The 17,570-nt window shown below is 68.1% G+C and carries 19 protein-coding genes; 4 read left to right on the top strand and 15 right to left on the bottom strand.

Annotation, left to right across the window (positions count from 1 at the left end; translation table 11 throughout):
• Positions 1 to 15 precede the first annotated feature (15 nt).
• Positions 16 to 642, bottom strand: coding sequence for a LysR substrate-binding domain-containing protein (locus ACMWKA_RS08550; protein ID WP_003454711.1), 627 nt, complete (start codon positions 640 to 642; stop codon positions 16 to 18).
• A 104-nt stretch (positions 643 to 746) separates the two neighbouring features.
• Here ACMWKA_RS08550 and ACMWKA_RS08545 point away from each other — a divergent pair, with 104 nt between their 5' ends.
• Positions 747 to 1,052: a helix-turn-helix domain-containing protein gene (locus ACMWKA_RS08545; protein ID WP_003454714.1), complete on the top strand. Its 306-nt coding sequence runs from the start codon at positions 747 to 749 to the stop codon at positions 1,050 to 1,052.
• 26 nt (positions 1,053 to 1,078) lie between these two features.
• Here the strand turns inward: ACMWKA_RS08545 and mobH are convergent, their stop codons facing one another.
• Positions 1,079 to 2,926: a MobH family relaxase gene (gene mobH / locus ACMWKA_RS08540; protein ID WP_016451652.1), complete on the bottom strand. Its 1,848-nt coding sequence runs from the start codon at positions 2,924 to 2,926 to the stop codon at positions 1,079 to 1,081.
• A gap of 313 nt (positions 2,927 to 3,239) precedes the next feature.
• Between mobH and ACMWKA_RS08535 the strand changes: the two genes are divergently transcribed.
• From ACMWKA_RS08535 to ACMWKA_RS08525, 3 genes are all read left to right on the top strand, one after another.
• Positions 3,240 to 3,557 (top strand): type II toxin-antitoxin system PrlF family antitoxin, encoded by a 318-nt coding sequence (locus ACMWKA_RS08535; RefSeq protein WP_003454724.1) that lies wholly within the window; start codon positions 3,240 to 3,242, stop codon positions 3,555 to 3,557.
• Positions 3,557 to 4,021: a type II toxin-antitoxin system YhaV family toxin gene (locus tag ACMWKA_RS08530; protein ID WP_003454727.1), complete on the top strand. Its 465-nt coding sequence runs from the start codon at positions 3,557 to 3,559 to the stop codon at positions 4,019 to 4,021. The genes ACMWKA_RS08535 and ACMWKA_RS08530 overlap by 1 nt, the downstream gene beginning before the upstream one ends.
• Before the next feature lie 86 nt (positions 4,022 to 4,107).
• Positions 4,108 to 4,479, top strand: a complete 372-nt coding sequence (locus ACMWKA_RS08525; protein WP_003454730.1) for a DUF3742 family protein — start codon at positions 4,108 to 4,110, stop codon at positions 4,477 to 4,479.
• A 5-nt stretch (positions 4,480 to 4,484) separates the two neighbouring features.
• On the opposite strand, the gene ACMWKA_RS08520 is transcribed toward ACMWKA_RS08525, so the two are convergent.
• The 13 genes from ACMWKA_RS08520 to ACMWKA_RS08460 all read right to left on the bottom strand — a co-directional run bounded on the left by ACMWKA_RS08520 (position 4,485) and on the right by ACMWKA_RS08460 (position 17,569).
• On the bottom strand, positions 4,485 to 6,002 hold the full coding sequence (locus ACMWKA_RS08520) for a conjugal transfer protein TraG N-terminal domain-containing protein (RefSeq protein ID WP_003454733.1): 1,518 nt from the start codon (positions 6,000 to 6,002) through the stop codon (positions 4,485 to 4,487).
• 15 nt (positions 6,003 to 6,017) lie between these two features.
• Positions 6,018 to 6,371 carry a hypothetical protein gene (locus ACMWKA_RS08515; protein WP_004265620.1) on the bottom strand — a complete coding sequence of 118 codons (354 nt, stop codon included), beginning with the start codon at positions 6,369 to 6,371 and terminating at the stop codon, positions 6,018 to 6,020.
• Positions 6,368 to 7,771 carry an integrating conjugative element protein gene (locus ACMWKA_RS08510; protein ID WP_003454739.1) on the bottom strand — a complete coding sequence of 468 codons (1,404 nt, stop codon included), beginning with the start codon at positions 7,769 to 7,771 and terminating at the stop codon, positions 6,368 to 6,370. Before ACMWKA_RS08510 ends, ACMWKA_RS08515 begins: the two co-directional genes overlap by 4 nt.
• Before the next feature lie 9 nt (positions 7,772 to 7,780).
• Positions 7,781 to 8,731, bottom strand: coding sequence for a TIGR03756 family integrating conjugative element protein (locus tag ACMWKA_RS08505; RefSeq protein ID WP_003454742.1), 951 nt, complete (start codon positions 8,729 to 8,731; stop codon positions 7,781 to 7,783).
• Entirely contained in the window at positions 8,728 to 9,174 is a 447-nt protein-coding gene (locus tag ACMWKA_RS08500; RefSeq protein WP_003454745.1) for a TIGR03757 family integrating conjugative element protein, read from the bottom strand. The genes ACMWKA_RS08505 and ACMWKA_RS08500 overlap by 4 nt, the downstream gene beginning before the upstream one ends.
• Positions 9,175 to 9,330: 156 nt before the next feature.
• Entirely contained in the window at positions 9,331 to 9,825 is a 495-nt protein-coding gene (locus tag ACMWKA_RS08495; protein WP_004265610.1) for a JAB domain-containing protein, read from the bottom strand.
• 193 nt (positions 9,826 to 10,018) lie between these two features.
• Complete coding sequence (locus ACMWKA_RS08490; protein WP_003454752.1) at positions 10,019 to 10,765, bottom strand: DsbA family protein; 747 nt, start codon at positions 10,763 to 10,765, stop codon at positions 10,019 to 10,021.
• A gap of 13 nt (positions 10,766 to 10,778) precedes the next feature.
• A complete protein-coding gene (locus ACMWKA_RS08485; protein ID WP_016451650.1) occupies positions 10,779 to 13,661 on the bottom strand; it encodes a conjugative transfer ATPase in 2,883 nt (960 codons plus the stop codon).
• Positions 13,661 to 14,095: a TIGR03751 family conjugal transfer lipoprotein gene (locus tag ACMWKA_RS08480; protein ID WP_004265606.1), complete on the bottom strand. Its 435-nt coding sequence runs from the start codon at positions 14,093 to 14,095 to the stop codon at positions 13,661 to 13,663. Before ACMWKA_RS08480 ends, ACMWKA_RS08485 begins: the two co-directional genes overlap by 1 nt.
• Positions 14,076 to 15,545 (bottom strand): TIGR03752 family integrating conjugative element protein, encoded by a 1,470-nt coding sequence (locus ACMWKA_RS08475; protein ID WP_016451649.1) that lies wholly within the window; start codon positions 15,543 to 15,545, stop codon positions 14,076 to 14,078. Before ACMWKA_RS08475 ends, ACMWKA_RS08480 begins: the two co-directional genes overlap by 20 nt.
• A complete protein-coding gene (locus ACMWKA_RS08470; protein ID WP_016451648.1) occupies positions 15,535 to 16,455 on the bottom strand; it encodes a TIGR03749 family integrating conjugative element protein in 921 nt (306 codons plus the stop codon). The genes ACMWKA_RS08475 and ACMWKA_RS08470 overlap by 11 nt, the downstream gene beginning before the upstream one ends.
• On the bottom strand, positions 16,452 to 17,144 hold the full coding sequence (locus tag ACMWKA_RS08465; RefSeq protein ID WP_003454780.1) for a PFL_4703 family integrating conjugative element protein: 693 nt from the start codon (positions 17,142 to 17,144) through the stop codon (positions 16,452 to 16,454). Before ACMWKA_RS08465 ends, ACMWKA_RS08470 begins: the two co-directional genes overlap by 4 nt.
• Entirely contained in the window at positions 17,141 to 17,569 is a 429-nt protein-coding gene (locus tag ACMWKA_RS08460) for a TIGR03750 family conjugal transfer protein (protein WP_003454784.1), read from the bottom strand. Before ACMWKA_RS08460 ends, ACMWKA_RS08465 begins: the two co-directional genes overlap by 4 nt.
• Position 17,570 lies beyond the last annotated feature (1 nt).

The following is a 17,570-nucleotide window of genomic DNA, read 5'->3' as shown; positions in this document are numbered from 1 at the left end:
GTGCGCGCCCCTGTCTCAGGACACGGAGCGCGCGCGGCGGGCGAATCTTTCCTGGGGCTCGGTCAAGGACGAGGACGGGCGAAGCAGGTAGGCCATCACGATGATGGGTGCGCCAGCCAATGGCCGCGCGGCGATGCCGCGACGCAGGTAGCAGGTCAGTCTCGCGGCGGGTGCGACGGCAATGCCGTAGCCCGCGGAGACGAGCGTCATCGCCATGTCGAAGGTGCTGACGGTCTGCTCATGGCCCTGCGGTGCATCCTCGACCAGGCCATGCGCCACCGCGCGCCACGGCTCGTCGGCCGTTGACTGCGCGCAGATCAACGGCTGCTTGAGCAGCTCTTGGCGAGGCACTTCACGGTAGGACAGCAGGTGCGAGCGCTTGGCGACGGCGACTGCCAGCGTGTCATGCCACAACGGCTCGCACACCCAGCCTGGCCACTCCCAGGCGGCTGTGGACAGGGCCAAGTCAAAGTTATCGTGCGGCAGTTCCTGCGCCTGCGCTGTGGAACTGCATCCGATCAAGGCGGTGGCGGTCTCTGGCTCTTCGGCGCGCTGCAACGCCAGCAAGTCGGCAAGCGGTGAAGGCACCCACTCGCCGAGCACAGCCACCCGGATTTCAGTGGAGGCATCGCTCGATTTCACGTCCAGTTCCTCCAGGCAGTGAACTCGCGGCGACCGATGAAGTCGCTTCTATTGAGTTAAGTTTAACGTGGTTTATATCGTGTCAATCCTCGACGCTTTTGGCAATGCAAAAGCGTTCGATTCAAAGAGGCCGGCCCACCGGGACAACAACCTACGAAGCGGAACCAGCCATCGCGTTTGGGGCCTCCGTGCGCGAAGAAAGAACCAGTCAAGGCATCGCCCAGGAAACGCTGGCTCATCTGTCAGGAATCGAGCGTTCGCACATGGGAAAGATCGAGCGTGGCGAGCATGTCCCCACGCTCCCCCTCATTCTCAAAATCGCCCGTGCGCTGAAATGCAGTTCTGCCCACTTGATGGCGCTGACTGAAGCCAAGCTGGCAGAGACGGCTCCGCCTAAATCAGCGGACTGAAGCCGGCCCGCGCCGTGGCTCCTTGTCTACCCCTGTTCGTTGTCGTTCTTATTACCGGCGGCTGAATTTTCGCGCTTTACGGCCTCGGTGAGGAGGCGCAGGTATGGATTGTCCGGAGGCATTTCCTGGAACAGCGCTTCGGGAGCGCTCAGCAGGTAGCCGTGCAGTCGCCTGGATTTGCGCGGCCCCGTGACTTCGCAGGTCCAGATATTCAGCCCGCTGGCTTGCTTGCGGTGCAGGCCTAGCTTCTCGAAACGCTTCTGCACCCACTGCCATCCCTCCAGGTTCTCCGGTTTCGCCAGTGCGGCGATTTGCAGATGTTCCTGCGCATAGCGCTGGAAGACGCCGGGGCTCACCAGGTAGGCCGTTCCGGCGACGCTGTGCACCAAGGCTTTGGCGTCGTTGATGATGAGCTTGTGCGTCTGGATGCCCTGACGCAGCCAGGCCATGAAATGCTCGCCGGATGGCTCCGGCCGATCCTGAAATGGCGCGAGGCTTATCTGCGGCAGCACCGTAGGCGCCGGTGGCGAGGCAGGCTCGGGTTCGCTCGGGGCCTCCGGCGCTACGGGTGGGGCCGTGTCACTCAGCAGATCGAGCAGCGCAGCCACGCCGTTGTCGCTGGGCATAGGGACGGTCGGCGCGATGCTTGGTGGCGCCGTATCGGCGCTTTCCAAGCCTGGCGCTTCGGATGCCGGTGCCTGCGGTGTCGGCGCCCCTTGTTCCTCGTCGGCCTGCACGCGACCCGCGAACGGCGCCGGCCGGTCGGCCGCATCCCAGACCATGGCCGGAGACAGTTTCAGGAAGGTGAAGCTGTGCGACCAGCCGGCATCGCTGGTGACGGTGGCCTTCCAGATCGCCTTGCCGTCCGGTGTGGCCAAGGCGATGCCGTGATCCTGCAGCACGTTGAACACCGCCGTGTTGCTGGCCGGGATGCCGTCGATGCCCTGCGACAGCAGATGCGCGCGCAGCTTGTCCGAGACGGTCTTGCTCACCAGCCAGAGCGCGTCCTGGGTCAGCCAGCCATCCGAGGCCTGGGGCTGGTTCAGCTTGAATTCTTCCTTCAGGAGGTAGCGCAGGCCATCGAGCAGCTTGCGCTGCAGTGCGTGCCGGGGCGCTGCCAGGGCCTTGCTCGGATCGCCGCCGAGTTCCTGGGCGACGGATGCCTGGTCCGCCTGCACGACCAGTTCGCCGAGCATGCCGGCGTGCTCGTACTGGCCGGCCAGGACGTACAGCAGCGCGGCCCACAGGTCGGGGTAGTCGGCGAGCCAGTCGAAGATGCCCGGATCGAGCAGCCGGGCGTAGAGCAGCCCGGTGGCGGCGCTGTGCAGCCGGTATTCGCGCTCCCTGCGGTAGCGGAAGCGGTACGGCCGCCGCAGCGGGCCGTGCCAGGGATGCCAGACCGTGCCGTCCGCGTACTCGACGTGCAGGTCGACCGCGATCTTGCCGATGTCGTGCAGCAGCGCAGCATAGGCGGTGCCTGCGGTCCAGGCCTCGGCCTGGGCGGCTTGCGCCTCCGGCGTGGCGCCGGCGGGCAGCAGATGCGACTGCCGCAGCTTGAGCGCGTAGGCGACGATCTCCAGGCCGTGGTCCAGCATGCCGCCCGGATAGGCGTGGTGATGGGCCTCCGACGCGGGGAATTGCTGGACCAGCTCGGCGTAGCGTTCCAGCGGGGCGAGGTACAGCGTGGCGAACTGCCGGCGCGACAGCGAGGTGCGCTGCCAGATGTGTTCCAGCAGCTTCTGCCGGCGCGGCGTCGCCAGCAGCGATGCGGCCGGCTCCGGCCGCATCAGCCCTTTGCCGGGCTCGGCGGGAGGTTTGGGCGGTGGCGCACTGGCGGCAGGTGGCACCCGTTTGCGTTGGAACAGCGAGAGCATGGCGAACCCCAGACGGCGGGCCGGTCGGGAGAGCCTTTTGGCCTTTTCGGGTAGGGCCTTTCCCCTTGGCCCCATTCCCTTGCCCCTTCCCCAGCCCTTTGGCCTTTACGGAAACCTTTGGATATAGGGCAACGACGCCTGCCGAACCACAACCAATGCGGGTTTGGCCCAAGTCGGATTGATGCGGGAAGGCTGGCTGTGCCGCCCCTACGATGGAGCCGTTTCATCGACCGGACGGAGCACCATGCACACCCAGATTGACAAGGTAAGGAAATTTCCTTACCATCCAGGCATTGCCATCAGGAGTGCCGCCATGCCCGAAATCCACGAAGTCGCGACGCTGACCTCCAAGGGTCAGATCACGCTGCCCAAGTCCATCCGGCAAGCGCTGGGCGTGGACACCGGCGGCAAGGTGGCGTTCGACCTGCGCGGCGGCGAAGTCGTCGTGACCCGCGCCGACGCCGACCATGAAGACCCGGCCATCGGCGCCTTCCTGGGGCTGCTGGAAGCGGACATCCGGGCCGGGCGGCACGTCCAGTCCCTGCCGGACGATCTGGCGCGGGCCATGCTGGCCAACGCGCACCACGCGGTGAACCTCGATGAAGACATCGAAGGCGAAGTGGCGCTCTGATGCAGCGGCACGGTTGGACGCTCCTGTTCCACGAGGGCGTGATCGAGCAGTTGCGCAAGCTGCACGCGGCCGCGGAACGGGCCGAACAGAACGACCCGCAGGGGTTCGAGAGCAACGCCAACGTCAAGCTGTTCCGGGCGTTGAGCCAGTTGATCATGGATGTCGTGCCGAGCGATCCTGCGCGCGACGAATTCCGCCAGGGCAACACCTTGGGGCCGGCCTACCGGCACTGGCGGCGCGCAAAGATCGGGAGGCGGTTCCGGCTGTTCTTCCGCTTCGACTCCAAGGCCAAGGCGATCGTGTTCGCCTGGGTCAACGACGAGCAGACCTTGCGGTCGTCGGGCAGCAAGTCCGACCCCTATGCGGTGTTCGAGAAGATGTTGGGACGCGGCAACCCGCCGGACGATTGGGCGGCGCTGGTGGCCGCAAGCCAGGCCGACTGGCGCGCAGCAGACAAGGACTAGACCGCGGTTGAAGAACAGCACAGGTTTCAATCGCGACACGGACAGGGATCACAGCCACACGACAGGATGAACATGAGGTAGCCACCATGAAGACCGCCGCACAGACCACCTTCGCAGAACGCCTCGGCCGGACACTGGGCCGGGCGTGGAGAGGCTGCGCGCGTCTGGATCGGCGGGCGCAGGGCTGGCTGCTCGCGCAGGGATGGGCGCCTGGCATTGCCAAGGCCGCGCTGCTGGCCGTCAAGCTCGCTGCGATCGGTGTCCTGCTCTACACCGCGTTCTGGCTGGCACTGCTGCTTGCGTTCGCGCTGGTCGGCGCCTGGGTAGTCCGCAACGACGATGGGAGCTACGACGAGGAACACAAGCCGGAATGGCGATACGGCCCTGCCGGGTACGGCCTCTACACCCATGACGATTACCGGATCGACCCCCACGATCCAGAAGACGAGCAAGCCTAGAGGCGTTACTTCGCTGCTTTCATAGCGACACCCGCACCCCTGCCGCCAGCAGCTTGGGCATCCCTGGTTCCTGCCGCCAGCCCTTGAATTGCCGTTCCCGCGCGCACGCCTACCCAGCCCAGCGCAGCCACCCAGAAGGTAGGCAGCACGATGAACATCGTCGCCATGACGAAGTTCAGCAGCATGTCGCCGAAGGCGTTGTTCAGGCCGATCAGCGGATCGAAGTTGCTGTGCGGCCGGTTCGCGCCGAACCCCCAGCCGTAGAGCGCGTCGAGGATCGTGCTGTCCAGCCAGCGCGCGAGCTGGAACCAGAAGTCCACGAAGAACAGCGCGAACTGCACGCAGCTCACCGCGACCAGCGCCTTCAGCTCGTAGGTGCCGAAGACCAGCACCAGCGGGATGCAGATCACCAGCGCCATCTTGAGCAGCGACAGCACCATCGGCAGCGCCTGGCGTACCACGTCCATCGCCGGAAAGAAGCCCAGCGAGCCCATGGTCAGCCCCAGGTCGCCGGCGCCGCGCGTCACGACGTTGGGCAGCGTCTTCTCGATCTGGCCGCCGTAGTCGGTGTAGACCGAGCCCTGGTTCATCTTCTGCTGCCGCGGCGAGACCACGGCGCGGATCACCGAGTCGTTCACCTCGCTCTGCGACAGGAAGCCCGCCCAGCGGCCGATGCGCGTCAGCAGGTCGGGATCGACCTGGGCCAGCAGGCGCGCGCGCAGGCCGCTGCCGCCGTCCGACCACCACTGCCGGCACGTGGGGTAGCCCCCGCCGCTATCCACCTGGGCCAGCCCCGCATCGCGCGTCGCGTCGTAGGGCCAGGCCGTGCGTGGCGTGTTCGAGTGGTAGGTGTCGTAGAAGCCCGCGTTGTTCAGGAAGTAGCTCGAACCGATCCAGGTCACGTCATTCATCTGCTCGTCGGAGAGCGTGGGCCGAGACATGAACAGCTTGGCGCGCGAGGGGCCGTAGCAGTCATGCACGAAGTCGCCGACCTCCTGGGCCAGCACCGGGTCATCGATGCGCGTGGCATCCACGTCCATGCGCATCTGACGCAGATCCGTTCCGCAGGGGATGGCCGCCACCGCGCCGCCCGTCACCGCCTTCGAGATGGCGTGCATGAAGAACCACCACACCGGCACCAGCGCGCTCTGGTTGTTGAGCGTGGTGTAGGCGTTCGACCAGCCCGTGTCGGTGGGCTGCGGGACGCTGACCTGGCATTGCGCGGAGCGCGTCGTGTCGAACTTGATGGTGCTGAGGTCGACCGGAATGAAGGGGATGCCGGCGAACAGGATGACGACGATCGCCACCCACACGCGGTTCTCGATGCGCATCGATGACAGCACCCCCTTGTTGCCCTCGTCCGCACCCTCGGCCCGCGCGCGCAGCCATTCCTGCACCACCATGACCACGAAGGGCAGCGCGAATACGCCGCTGGCCACGAGGATGTTCCAGATGCCGTTGCTGACGATCCACCCGACCAGGGTCAGGTAATACTCCAGGTAGTCCGTTGTGTTGAGCGTCATGGCGTTCTCCAGGGCTCAGCCATTGCGCAGTAGCTGGCTGCCTTCGAGCAGCACGAGGGTGGCGACGGCCGCGATCTCGGCGCGCAGCAGGCGCTGATGGGTCTCGGCCAATGGCTCGCGTTCGCGCAGGCGCCGACGCATCCACCACCAGCCGTAGGCCGTCGCCGCGTAGAGCAGCAGCCGCCAGACGAGGAAGTGGCCCGAGTGCTCGCGCAGCCACTGCTCCCAGCCGTCGATGCTGCCGACGATGTGGAGGCCGACGACGTTCACGCCGACCGCGATGCCCGCCACCAGCAGCACCCACAGCAGCACGATGCCAACGCGGCGGCCGAGCAGCCGTGCCGGCCGCAGCCAGGCCCGGCTGGTCATGGCCCGCTCCGCGGCTTCTGCACTTCCTTGAGCCGGTCGCGCGTCGTGTCGCCCTCGAAGATGCCGCGCGAGCCCGCGGCGCGGGTGCCGTGGCGCTGCACGATCGCCATCGCCGAATTGCCGGCCAGCGTGCGCCGCAGCTCCAGCTCGGTCTTGAGGTTGTTGATCTCCTGCTCCAGCGCGTTGTTCTCCTGATCGACCGCCTTCACGGCCAGCTCGTTGGCGGCGACGTTCGGCTCCTTCTTGCCGGTCAGCAGCGTGCGCTGCAACAGCAGGGCCTTCTCCAGCACGCTCGACAGCGCGGCTTCGGACGCCAGGCGCTTGCCGAGCAGGTCTTGATCGGGCTCGTCGCGCAGCGCCTCGATCACGCCGCGCGTGATCGGCAGCGAGTTGCTGCCGGCGGCTTCGAGGTTTGCCACCGTCATCGGCGTCGAGCCCGTCACGAGGCCCTGCAGTGCCTGCAGCTTGGTCTCGTACTCTTCCTGGATCACCGGCGTCAGGCCGACGCCAGGCGTGGTCTGCGTCTTGGTGCAGGTCTCGCAGGTGCGTTGCTCGCGCTCGCCGAGCACGCGGGTTGCGAAGTCCGCTGCGGCCTGCGGCGAGGACCAAGTTTGGCAGGTCAGCCGGTTGCCGCAGGACGCGCGCGGGATGGATGAGGTGTCGCTGACGCCGCGGCTGTTGAGCAGGTTGTAGCCGGCACGGGTCACGTCGCCGACCACCTTGATGGAACCCTGGCCCGAGCCGCCCGCGTTGCCGCCGCCCACCCAGGGCACGCCGTTGTTGCCCTTGTTCGATTCGGCCTGCTCGACGGCGGACACCGCATCGGTGCTGCTCACCGCATCGCGCAGCGCGAAACCTTCGGCGAGCTGATCCCACCCGGCCTGGCCGCCGGCCATGTCCGCCATCCGGTTGGCCATCGCCTTGCACGTCAACTTGCTGCGGTCGAAATCGAGCCGAGCCTGCAGCACGCCGTTGGTCAGCAGGTTGTAGAGGCCCGGATCGGCGCGCTGGATGATCAGGGCCGGCAGCGACGCCACGGCGCTGGTGGCGCTCTGGATCACCGAGGACATGATCTGCTGAAAGCCATTGGTGAGGCCGTTCAACTGGTTCTGCAGCGTCGTCGTGATGCTCATGTTTCCGCAGATCAGGTTGCTGTTCCAGCCGATGCCCACGCCGATGCTCTGCATGTTCCCGGCGCCGCCCATGGACACGGCCCGGCCGCCGCCGATGCTGTAGAGCACGTCGTCGCCGATGACGCTGCCGCTCACGCCGACGCCGGTGGGGCTGATGCGGGTCTGCGCCCACGCGACGCCGGCTGCGGCCGTGACGGCGCAGGCGAGCGCGATGCTGAGCGCGTAGGGCCTGGCGCGCTGTGCGAAACGGGAGAGAGACGCTTTCATCGGAATACCTCAGAGGAAATCGACGCTGCCGAGGAAGACCTGCCCGCGGCGCTGGCAGCAGGCATAGGGCCGCCACAGCGCCCAGGCGTAGTCGCCTTGCTGGGCCTGCACGCGCGTGTTGGAGTGGGGGAACACGGCGCAGGAGTTGGAGAGGGTCGGCGTCAGCTCCTGCCACTTGCCGGTGGAGGCATCGCTCTCCACCAGGGCGCCGGCCGGCCAATAGCCGTCGCTCGAACTCGCGAGCAGCGGCTGGTAGACGTGCGGCTGCATGCGCCGCGTGACGACATCGCCCGCGCGCTGCGCGACGACGGCGCCGCTCTTGTAGTCGTCGGTCTGATGCAGGAAGCCGCCGCGCGGATAGACGTTGCCCCACAGGTTGAGCGTCGTGCGGCCGCCGATCTCGCGCATGCCGGGGATCACCGCCTCGGGGTACACCATCTCCGGGACGTTGTAGCGCCAGGCCAGCGTGTCGAGGGTGCTCAGCAGGTACGGCATGAAGGCCGTGCCTGCGCCCTGGCAGGCGTAGCCGGACGCGCTGGCGAACTGGCTGAACACCGAACCGCCGGGATGCCCGATCACGTCGGCGTTCTTGAACTTCGCCAGGTTGTTCTCGTTGTCGTGGTTCGTCGTCCCGTCGCCGCCGGCCTGCGCCGTGGGATTGGGCATGCTCATGGCGCGCACCTCGATCCACGGGTTCTCGCCGGTGTTGCTGTAGCTCGACACCACCGCGTCGGGAATGTAGTGGCGCACCTTCACCGAGGTGCGCACCGTGCAGCCCGTCCAGGTGCAGAACAGCCAGTAGCAGATGCCGACGACGCGATATTCCAGGCAGTCGGGCGACAGGGCCGAGGACACGATGGTAGCCGTGTTCAGCGCGAAGCTCGAAGCGGCGCCGCCGAGCAGCACCGAAGCGATGGCAAGGCGGGCCCGGCGCGACGACGCCGACAGCAGGCGGTTCATGGCTGTGCCCTCCGATGTGATTCGATGCGTGCCACGGCGCGCGCGACATCGGGCTCGCCGTAGACCACGTAGCGGCGATCGACCACCACGGCAGGCACCTTGGCCAGCCCCAAGCCCCAGGCATCGGCGACGCCCTGGTAGGCGCTGCCGATGCGGCGCTGTAGTGCCTGGCTGCCATCGCGCAGGCGTTGCTGCACGAGCGCGGCCGCGCGGCCCGGATCGGCAGGCAGGCCCGCGGCCAGTTCGGCCTCGATGCGCTCGGGCAGATCCAGCTCGATCACGCGCGCGCCGGATGCGGACTGCACGGGATGGCGGCTGTCGGTCACGACCAGCACGTCGGCTGCGGATGCGTCCTGGCCGAGCAGGCACAGCAGCAGCCCTCCCGCGCAGGCGATGCGCGTACACCGCAGCCGCGGGATGGGTTTCAAGAAGGGAGCCGTCATGGCGGGCGTCCTGGGAATGAGAGCAAGGCTCTAGTCGAACGCCGAAGGCAGTCCAACCGCGACAAGGAATGCGCACCGCGCGCGCTCCGCTTTGGGCAGACAGGCGAAAGAAAAGCGGCAGCCGAGGCTCCCGCGGGGACCAGGCGGTCAGCGGCGCTACAGCAGGCCGGATTCGGCGAAGGAGTACGGCGTGCCCTTGCCGACGATGAAGTAATCCACCACCCGGACATCGACTATCGCCAGGGCGGCTTTGAGCCGGTCGGTCAGCGCCTGATCGGCGGCCGAAGGCACGGTCATGCCAGATGGATGCTGGTGGGCCAGGATGACCGCCGAGGCGTTGAGGGCCAGGGCGCGCTGCACCAGCACCCGCGGGTACACCGAGGTTTGATCGACCGTGCCCTTGAACATCGGCTCGTAGGCGAGGACTTGGTGCTGAGAGTTGAGGAACACGACGGCGAAGACCTCGTTGGGCTCCGCGACCAGCTTCAGATGCAGGTAGTCGCGCACGGCGGCGGGACTGTTCAGCATCGGGCCGGCCTTGAAGATGCGTTGTTCCAGCAAGGCGATGGCCTGGCGGATGATCCAGTCTTCGTGCTGGGCGGCGATCAGGCTGAGCGACTCGGGACGCGAGTCGGCGACGACATAGGACATGGCGAACCTCCACGGGATGAAGTCGGAGGACGCCTGTCCCGGGAGGGACAAACCCTCCGGGGACGATGAAGAACAAGCGGCAGAAGAGCGGGCATCCGCCACCGCATGCACAGTGGCTGTTCGCGTCCAGGGATGCGCAGCGAACGGGGTCGATCAGCACGGCCAAGCCGCGTCGTAGCCTTGAAGATCGTGGCTACCTGGGCATGTCTCCGAGAGACTCGGCAGGCATTTCCTTCGATGCGGGCTCGGCCGCTGCACTGGCCGCCAGCAGGTCGATCGCGGACAGCAAGGCATCTCCTTCGACCGGGCCGTGCAGCAGCAGCGTCTTGCCGGACTGGCGATCCTGCAGGCGCAGCGTGGGCGTGACCTTGATGCCCTCCTGCGCCGCGCTCGCCGACTGTGCGCGGATCAGCGCATCGGGGCGGTCGCTGTCGAGGCACTGCTGCGCGGCCGGCGTGAGGTCGGGATAGCGCAGGCCCTCGGGCAGGCCCTGACCGTCGCCGCGGGTGTGCGTGTAGACCCACTCGGCGGCCTGCCAGAACGCGGCCTGGCCGCCGGCCTCGCCGACGCACTCCACCAGGCGCGCACCGGCAGACGCGGCCGGCTCGTGCAACGGCAACGGCAGGTGATGCCATTGCCAGCTCACGTCCGGGTGCGCGTCGATCCAGCGCTTGAGCACTGCGAAGTAGGCGCGGCAGAACGGGCATTCGAGGTCGGCGTACTCGACCACCGTGAAGCGCGCATCGGCGCGGCCATAGCGCCAGGGCGGGCCGGCTGGTGCCGTTGCCGGCGCAGGCGTTGCTTCTGCCGAAGGAAAATCGGGTTCGGCGGGCGGCGACTGCGGCCGCAGGCCGAGCCATGCGGCCGTTGTCAGGGCCGCGGCCATCAGCAGCGCGACGACAAGGACGGTGCGGGACGGCGCGAAGCGAGGGATGCGCATCGTGGACTCCCCGTCACGCCAGCGCATCGAGCACCAGCGGCTCGATGCTGCGGGCGCGGTCGATCTTCTCGGCGATCTTGAAAGCGGCGTCCAGTTCGCCGATGCCGTACTGCTGCATCAACTGGAAACGCTCGGCCTTCTCTTCCGGCTCGGTCTGAGCCAGCGCCAGGTACAGGCTGGGCGGCACCGCGCGGAATAGCACTTCCATGCTCTTGGAAAGGATCACGCCCTCGCTGAACTTGCCGGCCTCCTTGCGGGCCGACAGCATCAGCGCCTTCTGCGCCGCGTTCAGCTCGCGAAAGCGCGCGATCTTCTCCACCTCGTCGGGCGGCATCGAGAGGCAGATCCACCACTCGATCATGTTGAGCATGGGCTCGGCGGCCTTGGGCAGGTCGTCGATGTTCTGCGTCGCCAGCCAGTACCAGGCGCCGAGCTTGCGCCACATCTTCGTGATCTTGACGACGTAGGGCGCAAGCAGCGGGTTCTTGGTGATGATGTGCCCCTCGTCCGTCACGTTGATGATCGGCCGGCCGAGGAACTGGTCGCGCTCGGCGATGTTGTTGACCGTGTTGATAAGGCTGATGTAGGCGATGGAAAGCTGCGCGTTGTAGCCCTCGCGTGCGAAGGTCGCCAGATCGACGATGGTGATGTCGGCCTCGGGCCAGGGCGTGCCGGGCCGGTCGAACATCTCGCCGTCCACGCCCTGGCAGAACATATCCATCGCGTCGGCCATTTCCAGCAGCCGCGCGCGCCGCACCTCGGGTAGTGCCGTATCGCGGCCGCGCTCGCGCAGCGCATCGCGCACGTCGCGCGTCAGGACGGTGCGCTGGTTGGCCACGCAACGCTGGGCCGCATCGAGGATGCACTGGCGGATCAGGCTGCGGTCGGCGCGCGTCATGCGCGCCTCTTCCTTGTCCTCGCCGCCGGTGATCATCAGCCGCGCGGTGATTTCCAGTTCCCCCAGCACGTCACGCTGCTCGTCGGCATCCGCTGCCTGTGCCGCTTCGTCGCGGTCCTCGTCCAGGGCGTCGGCATCCAGCGTCTGCACCTGGCTGGGCGTTTCCACCAGCCGGTGGGCGTCGGCGAACGGCGCGAGGCTCACCCCGGCACCGGGGGCCAGCTTAACGCGATGCACCTTCATGCCTAGCCGCGCCGCGAAGTCGCCGAACAGGCCGAAGCTGTTGCCCGCCTCGACGATGAACAGCCGCGGCCGGTAGATCGCCGTCACCTGGTTCAGGATGTTGTTGAGCGTGGCGCTTTTGCCCGAGCCGGTGGGACCGAACAGGAACAGGTGAGCGTTCATCTGCCGGTCGAGCCGGTTCAGCGGGTCGAAGGTGATCGGCCCGCCGCCGCGGTTGAAGAACGTGATGCCCGGATTGCCGGTGCCCTGGCTGCGGCCCCACACCGGCGCGAGGTTCGCCGCGTGCTGCGCGAACATCAGTTGCGTGTACCACTGGCGCTTGTCGGTGGCCGGATCGAACACGCACGGGAGCCAGCGCAGGTAGCTGTTGAGCGGCGCCACCTCGTCTTCCTCGCGCACCGGCTGCAGGCCGGCGTTGAGCATGACGTTGACCAGTTGCAGGCCGCGGGCGTCGAGCTGCGCGAGGTCGCGTCCGCGCAGATAGAAGGCAAGCGCACCGCGGTAGAGCTTGTGCGCGCTGCCGATCAGCCCGCGCGCTTCCTGCACGTCGCGGCGCGTCTGCTCCGAAGCCAGCGTCTCGCCGACCGACTTCTTGCTCAGGTGGTTCAGGTGCCCTTCGAGCACGTCCTGCGGCGTCGCGACGACGGTCAGGCACATCACCGTGTCCTCGGGCATCTGGTCGAACAGCGCGTTGACGGCATCGCCGCCCTTGCGCGTTTCGCCGGTGACGTGGCCGGTCGCAGGCGGCATGCGCAACCGGTCCATCACGATGATCCGGTGCGGCATGCCGTCGAGCAGCCACGTGCCGTTCGCCACGTCCGAGCGCGGCTGGCCGAAGAACAGGCGCTGCGCGAAGTCTCCGCTAGCCAGCTCGATCTCGCCGTCTTCGACTGCCTCGGGGTAGCGCGTGAGCGCATAGAAGCGCTCGCGGTCGTCGGCGCTGGGGCCGAGCAGCGTCGGGTGCGGGTTGAACCAGCGCAGCAGCCAGTCGTGGATGTCGGCCGCCTCCATGCGGCGGGATTTCACGCCCGCGTTGGCGAGGCCGCCCACGAGCCGGTCGCAGATCGTCGTCAACGCCTGCTCGGGGGACTGGCCGCGCCGCGATGCGGTCGTAGCGTTCGCGCGCCGGTAGACCACCATTCGCACGCGCCGGACCTGGCCGCGCCACGGCAGCCGCGTCACCGTGGTGTCCTCGAACAGCCCGCCGGGCTTGGCAATGGCGCGCAGGTGGTGCCCAAAGAAACGCAGGTAGAAGTCCGTGAAGGCGCTGCCCTGGGCGCGCGGCCGCACATAGTCGGCCAGCCCGCGCAGGTAGGTGTCCCAGGTCGATTCGTCCTGGGCGTAGAGCTGCACGACCCACGGGTTCTCGTCGAGTTCGTCGAACGAGTCCTGCAGCGCGTTCTCCAGTGCATCGCGTGCCTGCCACAGCCAGGCCATCTCACGGCCTTCGGTGCCGACCGGGGCCAGTTCGAAGAAGCCCGCAACCGACTGGCCGTCTTCCAGCAACATGCTCTTGGAGCCGGGCAGGTACTCCATCCACGGCAACAGGTCGGCGAAGGACGGTGCCACGCCGTAGAGCGCCTGCAGGTCCGCTTCGGTGGTCGGCGGGCGCGGCTGGCTGCCCATCGCGCTGCCGGGCTCGGGAATGCCGTGCGCGGCCAGCGTCGAGACATGCTGCGACCAGGCGTCATCGGCATCCAGGTCGGGGCCGGCGGGCGTGACGGCCTTGCGTGCCCAGGGCAACGACCAAGCCATCAGTAGTCCTCCAGGCGCTCGCCAGGCATCGCGTACTGCACGCGCTGGTAGAGCGGGAACACGGTGGTGTAGCCGGGCACGGGCACCGGGTCGGTGCCGGCCAGGTGCGGGAACACGTACATCACTAGGTCCGGGTTCGGCAGGCGTCGGAACTGGCGGTAAATCTCGTTGGCCGCGGTGCGCGTGTAGGCGGCAGCGGCGGCGGGCACCGCCTGCACGTCGGCCTCGGTCAGCGGCCGGCGCAAGTCCTGGCGTGCATCGAGCAGTTGCCGCGCTGCCTGCCCACCACCGGCGCTGCCGCCCGTCTCCTGATTCCACACGTCGAGCATGGTGTGATCGCCGTGCGGCAGCAACTTGTCCTTGCTGGTGGCGCAGCCGCCCAGCACCAGGACCGCGCACAGGATCGCGGCCGATTCAATCCAAATCCGACGCATGCTTGCCTCCGATGCGTTGATTGACCCGGCGCCCCTTGGCGTCGTAGTCGATGTTGAGCGGCTGCTCCAGATGCACCGCGACCTTGGCGCCGGGCCGCACGTAGACGGCGGCGAAGGCTTGGCCGTAAAGCTTGTTGACCCAATCGGCCATGTCGCGGACGCCCCCGGCCAGGATGCGGCCCATCGCCTCGTTGCCGCTGATGCCTACCGTGCCAAGCGAGCCGTTGCTGTTAGCGACCACGGCCACGCTGCCGTTGTCCGACTTGATCAGTGAAGCGGCGCCGGCGCCGGCCGCGGTGATGAGGGCTTGCGAACCCAGGTACTGCTGCGCGTTGCTGCGCCGTTCGCCGCTGACGCAGGGGATGCCGTAGGGATCGCTGATCCAGCCCAGGCCGCCTTGCGTCGTGCTGTTTGCACCATTGCCCTGGCCGCCGCCGCTCTGGTTGCGGTTGCCGTCCTCCGGCATCGTGCGCACCGTGCCGTCGTTGAAGACGAACGTCACCGAGCGAATCTGGCCGCGCACGCAGGAAAGCGTCCAGTCGCCCGAGGCCGTGCCGCTGACCACCGCGCCCGCCACGTCGGGAATGTCGATGCCGTTGGCGGTGAGGTTGTCCGGGCCGATCAGCACCTTGAAGGGGTACGGGTCGTTGACCGTGCCGTCGATCGGCACGCGGCCGATCAGCGCGGTCATCGCGATGGAGCCCATCAGCGTCGAGTTCGACGGCACCGTGTAGACCGGCTTGGACGACGTGCCCACGGCGCGGCTGCCTGCATCCGCGACGGTGCTGGCCACGTTGTCGGCCGTGTCGGAAAGCGTCTTCTGCGCCGGCCCGAAGCTGGTCGGAAAGTTCAGGCCGCCGCTGCTGCCGTTCTTCGCCGAAGGCTTCGCATCGTCCGGTTCCACCCAGCGCGTGCCGCTGGTGCTGCGCGCGGCGCCGCCCTGGCTGCCGCTGAAGCCCTTGCCGTCGCCGTCCTCCAGGCCGAGCCCGACCGGCAGATCGGCCTGGCCGCCCTTGCCGGAAAGCCCATCCAGGCGCCGCTGCAGGTCTTGCAGCAGGCCCTGGGTCTGCTGGCGGTCGCCGGCCAACTGCTCGCGGTACTGCTGCAGGCGGCCGCGTTCACCATCCAGCGCGGACTGGATGCGCTGGTCGATCGCGCTTTCCCGCGCGCGCATACGCTCGTTCTCGCTCTTCTGGTTCTTGTTGTCGTTGAGCGCCGTCTGCAGCTCGTTGCGCAACTGCTTGACCTGGGCCACCAGTGTGGCAACGGTATCGCGCGGCGTGTCGCCCTCGATGCCCAGCGCCTTCATCTCTTCGGGCGTGAGCGAGTTGGCGCTGCCGGCCGGAACGGGCTTGGCGCCGCGATCCCCGGAGAACATCTTGATGCCGACGAACAGCAGCACCAGCGCCATCGGGATCAGCAGCCACTTCAGGAGGGGGTTACTTTTCATGGCGGGCACCTCCTTCGGCCTGGCCGGCCGCCGCGGCCGGCGGCAGGTTCACCGTCGCGTCGATCGGTGAGAGCTTGGGCAGCAGCGACTCGGCCAGGCCGTGGCCACGGGTCACGAGGTAGACCACCGTGGTGTCGGCGGCGCGGCCGGCCGGCGCCAGATTCGGGTGCTGGAAGGTCGCGGCGAGAAAGTCGCCCTGCAGCGCGCGGGGATCGAGGTCGAGCCAGCGCCCGGAGGCGTTGGTGAGCTTCACCGCCGTCACCCACTGGTCTTCGAGCCGCCAAGCGGCCAGCGCCTGCGCACGCACCGGCAGTGTGGGCAGCAAGGTGGAAAGCTCCAGCCCACGGCGCAGATTGACGCGGCCGAGGCCGGGAACGGGCTCCACGGTGCGCAGCGGCGCGTAGAGGTTCTGCGCCGCATAGCGCGTGAGCACAACCGCCACCGGCGTGGCGCGCTTCGCTGCGGGTACGGTGCGCTCCGCATCGTCGTCCGCCGGCTTGGCCGGCTCGCCGTAGCGCGTCGCCGGCACGTCGCCTTCGACGATGCGCACGGGTTCGAGTGCAGGCTGGCCCGCCTTCGCCGGCTCGGCCGCGATGTCCAGCAGGATCAGCGCGCCCGACTCCACGTCCTGCAGTTGCAGCCGTGTGGGCGGGATCGGCGCGCTCGCGCGCAGGTAGATCGCGCCACCAGCGCTCTGCACGCGCAACTGCTCGCCAACCGTGGGCGGCACACCGATGCGCACGTTGCGCTCGATGAACACCACGCGCTCCTGGCCGACCACCAGCGGCACCGCCAGCGGCAGGCGCTCCCAGCGCAGGATTTCGACGGCATGGGCCGCAGGCACGAAGGCCAGGCACAGCAGCAGGCCAGCCAGGGCCGCCGCAGATGAACGCTTCCCGAGGGACTTCATGGGGTGTCTCCCTGCAAGTTGGAGCCGGCGCTTGCGGCCCGGCCGGGCGGCGCCGCAGGCGGCGGGGTCTCGATGCGCTCCGGCGCGCGTGCATGGCAGTCCAGCGCCAGGCCGAAGGGGTTGCGCTCGGGGTCCACGTCCATGCGCACAACCTTGAGTGCATAGCGCACGAGCGCGCGCTTGACCTGCTCGGCGCCCAGGTACTCGTCGGCGCTCACGTCCAGCGTGACGATCCAGTTGTTGGCCGACACGGTGCGCACGCGCATGGCCGGCTCGTCGCCGTAGCCGCGGCCGGGAATCTCGTAGATGCCGCGCACGCGCTGGCGTAGCTCGCCGTTGCTGCGCCGGAATTCGTAGTCCTGCTGCAGGAAGGCACGGCAGCTCGGCGTGAAGTACGCAGACAGTGCATGCAGGTTGCGCGGGTAGTCCTGCTCGCCATTGGTCGGCCAGCGCTGGGCCTGCTGCCAAATGTAGAAGGTGAAGGCGTAGACGCTCTCCGGCGGCACGTCCCACCACTTGCGCGTGCTGCCCGAGCGCAGGTCGGGTGGCACGTGGATGGTCAGGCTCTTGGGTGCGCTCCACCAGCCGAAGCCGAGCAGCAGCGCCACGACGAACAGTGCGGCGCCAGCCAGGCGCAAGGTCTTCACATGCGCCTGCAGGTGCGCGACCTCGTTCTTGAATCGGCTCATGGTCTACCTCGACGCAGGGACGGATCGGGCCGCAGGCGCCGCGTGGACCACCAGCCCGACCGGGTGATGAGCTGGCCCCCGCCCGCATGCGCAGCCAGCGCGGGGTAGCGCAGCGCGAGGCGCCACTGGAGCTGGCGGTACAGCCAGGTGTCGGGCCGGCCGCGCTTCCACCGCCGCAGCAGGCCGCCGCCCACGAAGACACCGACACCGATGCCGGCGACGATCAGCGTGGGCACCATCGCGATGCTGTGCGTCAGCCAGGCCAGCGGTACGCCGGCCACGAGACCGGCCGCGCCGGACAGCCCGGCGCAGACCCACAGCTCGTCGGCCGTGAGCCCGCGCACGACCACCGGGTGGCGGTTGAGGCGGTGCGGCAGGAAGGTCACGAGCCCGTCGCGCGACGGACTCTCCAGGGCGCCGGCCATC

The organism is Enterobacter sp. 03-F-07-AD-ECC (assembly GCF_047530935.1).
In the GTDB taxonomy this organism is placed as follows: domain Bacteria; phylum Pseudomonadota; class Gammaproteobacteria; order Enterobacterales; family Enterobacteriaceae; genus Enterobacter; species Enterobacter cloacae.
Note: the sequence above shows the minus strand (reverse complement) of the source record. Positions and strands in the feature narration are given on the sequence as shown.

Excerpts from the sequence above, each read along its gene's own strand:
- ACMWKA_RS08545 (WP_003454714.1), top strand. The coding sequence starts at position 747 with ATGCAAAAGCGTTCGATTCAAAGAGGCCGGCCCACCGGGACAACAACC.
- mobH (WP_016451652.1), bottom strand. The coding sequence starts at position 2,926 with ATGCTCTCGCTGTTCCAACGCAAACGGGTGCCACCTGCCGCCAGTGCG.
- ACMWKA_RS08535 (WP_003454724.1), top strand. The coding sequence starts at position 3,240 with ATGCCCGAAATCCACGAAGTCGCGACGCTGACCTCCAAGGGTCAGATC.
- ACMWKA_RS08530 (WP_003454727.1), top strand. The coding sequence starts at position 3,557 with ATGCAGCGGCACGGTTGGACGCTCCTGTTCCACGAGGGCGTGATCGAG.
- ACMWKA_RS08525 (WP_003454730.1), top strand. The coding sequence starts at position 4,108 with ATGAAGACCGCCGCACAGACCACCTTCGCAGAACGCCTCGGCCGGACA.
- ACMWKA_RS08520 (WP_003454733.1), bottom strand. The coding sequence starts at position 6,002 with ATGACGCTCAACACAACGGACTACCTGGAGTATTACCTGACCCTGGTC.
- ACMWKA_RS08515 (WP_004265620.1), bottom strand. The coding sequence starts at position 6,371 with ATGACCAGCCGGGCCTGGCTGCGGCCGGCACGGCTGCTCGGCCGCCGC.
- ACMWKA_RS08510 (WP_003454739.1), bottom strand. The coding sequence starts at position 7,771 with ATGAAAGCGTCTCTCTCCCGTTTCGCACAGCGCGCCAGGCCCTACGCG.
- ACMWKA_RS08505 (WP_003454742.1), bottom strand. The coding sequence starts at position 8,731 with ATGAACCGCCTGCTGTCGGCGTCGTCGCGCCGGGCCCGCCTTGCCATC.
- ACMWKA_RS08500 (WP_003454745.1), bottom strand. The coding sequence starts at position 9,174 with ATGACGGCTCCCTTCTTGAAACCCATCCCGCGGCTGCGGTGTACGCGC.
- ACMWKA_RS08495 (WP_004265610.1), bottom strand. The coding sequence starts at position 9,825 with ATGTCCTATGTCGTCGCCGACTCGCGTCCCGAGTCGCTCAGCCTGATC.
- ACMWKA_RS08490 (WP_003454752.1), bottom strand. The coding sequence starts at position 10,765 with ATGCGCATCCCTCGCTTCGCGCCGTCCCGCACCGTCCTTGTCGTCGCG.
- ACMWKA_RS08485 (WP_016451650.1), bottom strand. The coding sequence starts at position 13,661 with ATGGCTTGGTCGTTGCCCTGGGCACGCAAGGCCGTCACGCCCGCCGGC.
- ACMWKA_RS08480 (WP_004265606.1), bottom strand. The coding sequence starts at position 14,095 with ATGCGTCGGATTTGGATTGAATCGGCCGCGATCCTGTGCGCGGTCCTG.
- ACMWKA_RS08475 (WP_016451649.1), bottom strand. The coding sequence starts at position 15,545 with ATGAAAAGTAACCCCCTCCTGAAGTGGCTGCTGATCCCGATGGCGCTG.
- ACMWKA_RS08470 (WP_016451648.1), bottom strand. The coding sequence starts at position 16,455 with ATGAAGTCCCTCGGGAAGCGTTCATCTGCGGCGGCCCTGGCTGGCCTG.
- ACMWKA_RS08465 (WP_003454780.1), bottom strand. The coding sequence starts at position 17,144 with ATGAGCCGATTCAAGAACGAGGTCGCGCACCTGCAGGCGCATGTGAAG.
- ACMWKA_RS08460 (WP_003454784.1), bottom strand. The coding sequence starts at position 17,569 with ATGGCCGGCGCCCTGGAGAGTCCGTCGCGCGACGGGCTCGTGACCTTC.